The sequence below is a fragment of the Asaia sp. SF2.1 genome (genome assembly GCF_000505765.1).
GTDB classification, from domain to species: domain Bacteria; phylum Pseudomonadota; class Alphaproteobacteria; order Acetobacterales; family Acetobacteraceae; genus Asaia; species Asaia bogorensis.
The window spans coordinates 34,841-42,419 of record NZ_AYXS01000034.1; the positions used below are offsets into that span (position 1 = coordinate 34,841).

Here is a 7,579-nt window from a genome sequence, read left to right on the forward strand (position 1 = left end):
AACGGGATTGACGTCATCTGCAACCCGTCACCGGGTGGGCAATACTGGTCGATACGGGCAGGCCATAACACTTCGCAGAATGTGGCGATTCAGAGCGATGCCTATACCCGCCTGACAAACTACCTAGCGCGCGCGCTTCAGGGGACGATGGGGCAGTATGTTGGCAGTGTGATCAACGATACACTGTTTGGTAATATTCGTGCCTCGCTTCTTGGCTTTCTCTCGGGCCTGCTGTCGCAGAACATCCTCGGTGTGACAGGAGGCAGATTGCCTTACGCGGTGATCTGCGATGCGACGAATAATCCCACTGAGCGCATTGCGACGGGATATGTGCAGGCTGATGTGCAGGTGCAGTACCAGGGCATCAATGAAAAATTCATCATCAACCTGCAGGGAGGCGCTTCGGTAAGCGTCAGCACTGCCAGCGGGAGTGTGTGATTGATGGCGAACCCCTATAGTATCGGGCGGGATTGCAGGATCACGCTGCTTTGGAACGGTTCACGCATTGATTTGCGTGATGTGACCGGGTTCCAGTCAGAGCAACATACGATCATTCAGCGGGCCACGCCGCTGAATGGACTGCCGGTTGAATTCAATACCCCCAGCGGCTGGCGCGGGATTTTCACGATTGCCAGAGCCAATGCCAATCTCGATAGTCTGGTGGCAGCGATCGAGGCCGCTTTCTGGAATGCTGGTAGTATCGGGAGCGGAACGCTTTACCAGTATATCCGTGAGCCGGACGGCACGACCAGCACCTGGGAATATAGCGGTGTATCGCTGTCCTTGAAGACGGATCGCTGGCAGGCGGAGGGAATGATTCACCAGCATGTGCAATTCTATGCCTCGCTGAGGAGCAAGATATCTTGAGTATGTTGCCTGAGACACTGGAATTCGGTTCGGGACGCAAGCTCAGCCTTTGCGAACTCGATCCGGGCGACATGCTTGATCTGATCGAGGCGGCGGGGAGCGCTGTGTCCGGACCTTCGGCATCACCCTGGCTGGCCTATGCACAGATGATCTGTTCGGTTCGCGCCGTTGATGGTGTGCCGGTGCAGATGCCCCAGACCAAGGACGAGATCAAGGATCTGGCGCGCAGGATTGGCAATGATGGGCTTGCAGCATTGCAATCTGTCTATGACGGGGCGGTGCAAGAAAATGACGCCGTTATGGCGCCAGCAAAAAACTGACGCGGCACCCTGTTTTTCGTGAGACGCTTTATCTCGTGAAAAACGGGGTGCCGTGGTCGGTCGTCATGGGGTGGACACGGGCCAGACGTGTGGCCGCCTGCATTGTCATGGCAGAAATGGACGGATTCCAGTTTGACTGGGAGGCGTGCTCATACCGGCAAGACCGAGCCTGATGACGCTGAGGAAAAATCATGCAGTTTCATATGCCTGGATTTAGGGGCAAGGTTGGGGATGTATGGCTCTCGGTGCTGAGACGTTCGGGGGGAAGCCACTCGTTTGTGCCGCTGCGGCGCAAGGCCCTCTCGGCCCGGTCGAGCCAATTACGCGATAGCGGCGCTCCGGCTTTTTTTTCTGCGGGAACAGTGTCGCGTTCTGTGCTGTCCTTATCCACCAGAGCGAGAAACACGGGGGTATCGCAGGTATCGGATGCGCGGAGATCGCGAGGGCTGGACGTTTCCGCCATTGCGGGGGCTCATCTGTTGGGTCCTTTCAAACCCTTGATTGGTCACCCGGCCATGTCGGAAGCTGGAAGGGGTGTTGTTCTCTCATCTGTTATGCCGGTCCGTTCTGATATTTCGTCCTTCAGGTATTCAGATGCGGCAACGAAGTCTGTCGCGTTTTCTGATACTACGTTGCGACGCCGATCTGGCTCGATATCGTATGGGCATTTGCAGCGTATGGGTGCGCGGGAAACGCCCTCTGTGTCCACAGACAGGGGCGGTTTGACAGGTTATGCCGGGGTAGGCCTGCGGGCGCATGTCAGGCGAATTGTCGGCGTTATGCCGTTATCTCCGGCATCAGGGACCGGGCCGAAAGGCTCGAGCTTTGGTGCTGTGGCGCGGCAACTGCCTCACCCTGTCATTCGCTTGCCCTCAGGACTGCGGGAGCGCGGTATTTCCGCAATGCGACTACCGGTTTCTGGGGACGGGGATCTGGCAGTCTTGCCGCCCTTTTCCTTGCCGGGTGCGAAGGGGAGTTCTGTTGGAAACGGGGCTGGACGAACCGGGCATTTGCAGCATGAGGAGGGGTGGGCCGCCGCCGAACGATCCTCTCAGCGTGATGGGCAATATCTGCCGATACTGACCAGTATGTCCCGCGCGCTATCCATGCGGAGTTACGGCGCGATGATTGATGAGATCGCCACGCCTCAATATCCGAATATGAGTATCGGGCTGATGTAGGAGGGTTACGCATGGGTGTGTCGCTTCTCGAGATGGAAAATGCCCTCGGGGCGATAGGCCTGATCGACAGGTCAGCACCGGTCGTGCTGGGTGATCTGATCCTCAGTGGGGCGGAAGTCCCGGACGAGCTTGTGATGGGTGGCCGGCAACTGCTGGTGATCCATCGGCTTCTCGGTGGCGGGCGTGTTATCGATGCTGTCGGGAATGATCCCGCGCGACTGGTTTTGACCGGTCGCTTTGTCGGTCCCCTGGCGACTCTGCGGGCGAGACGGGTTGAGGCCATGCGTGAGGCTTCACGAGCGCTTTCCTTCTCGGTTGCGGATTTATCGGCCAGGGTCTGGATTGCCGAATTTACCTGGTCGTATCAGGCGCGGGGCACGATTTGTCCTTACAGGCTTGTGCTGGAGCGCGAGGCTTTGCCGCCCGCTATTTCCCTGAGCATGGGGGAAATAGCGGGGGCTGATCTGGGTAGCGGTTTGAGCATGATAGCGGGCCTGCTGGGGGAGATGTCGGAGGCTGGATGGGTTGGTACGACCATGCTGACCTCACTGACGGGTCAAATCATGCCGGTTGCGCAGGTTCTGGGCGCAGGTGGTGGGGTGGCGCGTGCGCAGGCTGCTCTGGGTAAGGCAAGCGCGCTTTGGCAGACGGCCATGTCTGTATCGCGGGTGCCAACGGCGGCAGTTTCGGTGATGGCGCCTCTTTCCGTTGCCGCTCGTGAACTGGGACAAGTTACGCAGGACGCTGGAGCGGCGATGGAAGCTGGCGCAGTGAATAGCGCGGGTGCTCTGTCCCTGCTTTCACAAAATGCCGGGGCGTCTGTTCTGGGCGTCGAGGCCGGTAGTTACGCGAACCGGGCACTGCGCACTCTGGCCGGTTGAAATCATGGCGTTGGGTTTCGACCCGTCATGAATATGAAGCGGGAGAATTGCGATGAAGATACAGGTCACGTGCGACGATGTGTCTCTTTTCCATCTGGCGGTCCGTTATTTTGGTGATGCCTTGCAATGGTGGCGGATTGCCGCGTGCAACGGGATGAGCGACCCGGATCTGTCCGGCTTTGAGGTGCCGGTGCAGATCCTGCTGCCGGATGAGGCGTCAGTTGGACAGACGGGAGGGTTGCCAGAGGTATGACGGGCAGGATCCGAAGCTGGCAAGTTCGACTTCTTCTCGATGGAACGAGCCCAGAGGGTGTGCATGTTTGCGGTTTCCGACTGCAATGCACGCGATATGAACGGTGCGACACGGCGCACATCGTTATCGCCGCACAGGATGGATCTGCCCTGTTTTCCCACCTCACCGGGCGAAGTGGTTTTGACAGGCCGGATATAGATTTACAGGTGATTGATCGCCTTGCGGGCGAGGCTGGATGGCGTAGCGTGTTTCACGGGGCACTGGACGCCATAACGCGAGAGAATGATCCGGTATCGTTTCGTCTGGAGTGTCGAGACTATCTCTGTTTTTTGCTGGATACGCGTCTCACACGCTCATGGAATAATCAGACAGCTATCGAGATTGTCCAGCAGGCAGCGCAGGCTGCCGGACTGGAGTTCCAGAGCGACCTGAACGGGAACGATATCGCTGGTGATTATTATTGCGGGCAGTTCTGGCAGCTGGAGCACAGACGTTTGTCGGCCAGTGCGCAGCATCGCTATCAGACGGCTTTCGATCTGGCTTTTTCGTTGGCGCGTGATCACGGCTATGAATGTCAGGCCCGTGGACGAGCAATTATTATCAACCGTCCATCAGGTGCCGATAGTGGTCAGATCTTTGAACCGGACGGCATGACGATGCAGCATTTTCGTTATGATTTCGGTCTGAGTGGGGCGGTATCGGTCGGTGTGCGCTCATGGGATTCGCGCCAGCGCGCGAGAAGCGAAATTTTTTATGATGGGCAGGAATTTTCCACAGAGCCCCCTGCATCGGGTGCAGCGCTTTATACGTTTCGGGGGCCTGGTCTGCGCATGGACGATATCAGGCGATTGGCGCAGGGGAAGCACCGTCGGATCGTCTCTCATGCCTGTGAAGCCAGGCTCTCATTGCCAGCCATTGCGGGGCTTGAGCCGCGTCATTTCATGAAGCTGGGAGGAGAGATGATAGATCGACCAAGGACACTGGCGGTGGATGCGGTCGATCATTTTTTCGATCTCTCCCAGGGATATCGGCAGGAAGTCACGCTTCGGGACCGTATTTTCTGAGGGGTTATGATGGATAATCCGGTATGGGCAGCAGCCCATCAGATGCGTGTAACCCATGCGGTGCATGGGATCGTTTGCGCGGTAGACCCCTCCAGTCATGCGGTGAAGGTACGTCTGCAGCCTGATGATACTGAAACGGGCTGGCTGCCCGATGCGGCGCTGACACAAGTTGGCGACCTGCGTTTGTCATGTCCCTGCGCGATCGGCACTCATGTTCTGCTGATGCCGATTGAGGGGGATGGCGAAAACTTCGTCATCACATCGGTACTCTTCGACGTGGTGGCTGGTCCCGCGATTTCACCCCAGACAGGCAAGGTGGCGCAGCCCGGGGAATTGCTTGTGCGTACAGGTTGCGGTGCCCCCTCTGAAGAGGGGCAGGGCCAGTCCGGGGAAGGGGGCTGGTTTCATATCCAGCGCGAGGGTGTCTCATTCGGTGCAGGGAACTTGCGCTGTATCATCGGGCAATCATCCATCGTGTTGCGTGCCGGCACAGTGCAGATGAGTCTGGGAGAAAATGGACTGGAGATATCCGGTGCGGGTGTACGGATTTCGGGGGGTAACCTTTCTGTTTTGGGCGGTGATGTGCGAACAGATCTGCATAGTCTCGACGCCCATGTGCACCACTATGCCAACGGGATGACGGGAAAGCCTGTCGGATGAGCGATTTTTATCACGTGTTTGGCGAGGATCTGTTTTGTGATCCTGCTGGCAGCCTGCGCGAGGCGTCGGGAGATCTGCTAACACGACAATCCATCCTGCGCCGACTGTGTACAAACCCCGGTGCCTATCTCTGGCATGTCGATTATGGGGCTGGCCTGCTTGCCCGTATCGGTATGCCTATCGCCGAGGTCGAGACGCGGGGACTGATTATAAGCCAGCTCGGCCTTGAAGCCGGTGTCGATCAGACCCAGCCCGTGACAGTCGAACTGCAGGCCAAGGCGCCGGGCACTTATCTGTGCACGATCACCTATAGCGGGCGCGATGGATCAGACCGGCAGACATTCACATTCAATCAGGATGGCACGATCTGAGCCCAGCTCGGCTCGCGCCGGCATGGAATCAGGAAGCTCATGGCGTTTTCTCTGCGTTCTTTCTCATCCCTTGTTCAGACGGCGGTTGTTACGGCGCAAGCGAGCTGCGCAGGAAAACTGACACTCGATATAGGAACGCCAGGGCGTGCGCTTGTCGAGAGCGTTTCGGGACTTGGGCTCTGGCTGCAATACATGCTGATGCAGGTGCTGTGTCGGACACGGCTTGCGACATCGAGTGGCGCTGACTGCGACAGCTTCGTCGGGGATTTTGGCATGACACGACTGCCCGGCGTGAAGGCGCTGGGATCCGTCACCATGACCTGTTTTTCCTTTCAGGATATCTCGGCTGTGGTGCGGCCGGGCGTCACGGTAAGAACAGCGGCGGCTGTGACGTTTCAGGTTATTGCCGATACGACCCACGAACGTTGGTCGAGTGCGACGCGGGGGTATGTCCGCCCGACTGGCGTAGCCTCGCTCACCTTGCCCGTAGAGGCCCTACTGGAGGGCGTTCAGGGTAACGTTGCTACAGGTGCCATATCGCTTATGGGCACGTCGGTTGCCGGAATTGATATCGTCACCAATGAAGCCACTTTTGCCAATGGGGCAGATCAGGAGACTGACGCCCAGCTTCGGCAGCGTTTCCCGCTCTGGCTTGCCGCCAAGGCAAGCGCCTCACGGGCCGCGGTGGAAAGCGCCATCGCTGAAACCCAGAATAATCTGGACTATGCAATCTTTGATGGTGCGGCGCCGGATGGAACGACGCGTCAGGGATATTTCACGGTTGTTGTCGACGATGGGAGTGATGCCGTGCCTGATCAGGTGCTGCGCCGTGTGTATGCTCAGGTTGATGCCTGCAAGGCCCTTGGTGTTGGCTTTGCCGTCCAGCGACCCGTCATGTTTTCTGTCTCGGTTTCAATGGTTGTGAGCATAACTCTCGGCGCTGATGCCGATACGGTGCAGCGTACTCTGCTCGAGGCCATCAGCGCTGATATCCGGGCGTCACGTATCGGGGGCGGCTACGCCTATAGTCGGCTTGGCTATGTGGCCTATGCGGCGGCGGGTGATGCAGTGCTGTCGATATCACAGATACGTCTGAATAACGCGCAGGAAGATATTGTGGGGGAAGCCAGTCAATCGCTTTTCCCAGGCACGATCTCCGTACAGATCGTTCAGGAGGGGTAATGCCGAAATTCAACAGTTATTTTCCAATCCCCTCTATCGGTGGGGCGGAAGTTCTTGTCGTTGCGACATCAGATGGTGTCGAGACGCTCAATGCCACAGCAAGCCAGATTGCCGGCGCACCAGCCGACTCACCGGCCAGCGGTGAATTCTTCGCCGAGGAAGGTGCCAAGGTCAGTCGCTATGGCGACCGGTTCTTTATCGGCGCTGCCGCCGATTATCCGGCGCTCAATACGCGTGACGTAAACCGACAGGACTGGCTTTCAGCTTTGATGGCGACGACGTCCATCGGGCCCTGGGCGCTGGAAAATGCCCAGGCGGCATGCCTCGCCCGGTTTGGCAACAGTGCCTTTGTTGCAGGATCACGTACGTCCGATGCACTCAAGTCACGCGACAAGCTGGGTCATGTTCCCAGTTCGATCGGGATGGCAGCCTGGGGGATCGCTGATGATACGACGAGCCCGACCCAGACCACAGCCTATGCTTATTACGGTGAGGCCTGGCGTATGCCGGGCGTCAATTACCAGCCGAGCTTTGTCATGGAGCTTGAGGCCGTCAATCTGGGCGGACCAGCTTACGGTGTATCGACCCCCTATCATCCGAATTGCGGTGGCGGCACCTACGCCATACAGATTGGTGCTGGTGGAGGGCAGACCGAAGGCACGTCTGACTGCGAAGCCGGGATTGTTTTCGTCAACAATCCTGATTCCTGGAAAACCGGTATCTTGTTCAGCAATACGTCGCTTGCCGGGACAAATGGTAACGACGGGGGCTATGGAAACGCGGTCTCGATGGCGTGTAAC

General features: G+C 58.0%; 8 protein-coding genes and 2 pseudogenes. All 10 read left to right on the plus strand.

Annotated features, from left to right (window positions below):
- Nucleotides 1-438 (plus strand): annotated as a pseudogene (locus tag P792_RS36090) (phage tail protein); the annotation flags it as partial.
- A gap of 3 nt (nucleotides 439-441) precedes the next feature.
- Nucleotides 442-867 (plus strand): hypothetical protein, encoded by a 426-nt coding sequence (locus P792_RS31390; RefSeq protein ID WP_023979321.1) that lies wholly within the window; start codon nucleotides 442-444, stop codon nucleotides 865-867.
- Between the two features lie 2 nt (nucleotides 868-869).
- The gene (locus P792_RS31395) at nucleotides 870-1,187 is read left to right on the plus strand and encodes a hypothetical protein (RefSeq protein ID WP_023979322.1); all 318 of its coding nucleotides are present in this window, start codon (nucleotides 870-872) and stop codon (nucleotides 1,185-1,187) included.
- Between the two features lie 1,192 nt (nucleotides 1,188-2,379).
- Nucleotides 2,380-3,249, plus strand: a complete 870-nt coding sequence (locus P792_RS31405) for a hypothetical protein (RefSeq protein ID WP_023979324.1) — start codon at nucleotides 2,380-2,382, stop codon at nucleotides 3,247-3,249.
- 52 nt (nucleotides 3,250-3,301) lie between these two features.
- Nucleotides 3,302-3,502: a hypothetical protein gene (locus tag P792_RS31410; RefSeq protein WP_035440173.1), complete on the plus strand. Its 201-nt coding sequence runs from the start codon at nucleotides 3,302-3,304 to the stop codon at nucleotides 3,500-3,502.
- Nucleotides 3,503-3,708: 206 nt separating this feature from the next.
- Nucleotides 3,709-4,566 carry a hypothetical protein gene (locus P792_RS31415; protein ID WP_023979326.1) on the plus strand — a complete coding sequence of 286 codons (858 nt, stop codon included), beginning with the start codon at nucleotides 3,709-3,711 and terminating at the stop codon, nucleotides 4,564-4,566.
- Between the two features lie 6 nt (nucleotides 4,567-4,572).
- Complete coding sequence (locus P792_RS31420; RefSeq protein ID WP_023979327.1) at nucleotides 4,573-5,226, plus strand: baseplate assembly protein; 654 nt, start codon at nucleotides 4,573-4,575, stop codon at nucleotides 5,224-5,226.
- On the plus strand, nucleotides 5,223-5,597 hold the full coding sequence (locus P792_RS31425; protein ID WP_023979328.1) for a hypothetical protein: 375 nt from the start codon (nucleotides 5,223-5,225) through the stop codon (nucleotides 5,595-5,597). The genes P792_RS31420 and P792_RS31425 overlap by 4 nt, the downstream gene beginning before the upstream one ends.
- 39 nt (nucleotides 5,598-5,636) lie before the next feature.
- Nucleotides 5,637-6,779, plus strand: coding sequence for a baseplate J/gp47 family protein (locus P792_RS31430; RefSeq protein ID WP_023979329.1), 1,143 nt, complete (start codon nucleotides 5,637-5,639; stop codon nucleotides 6,777-6,779).
- Nucleotides 6,779-7,579: pseudogene (locus P792_RS31435) on the plus strand (hypothetical protein); the annotation flags it as partial. The gene P792_RS31430 and the pseudogene P792_RS31435, both read left to right, overlap by 1 nt.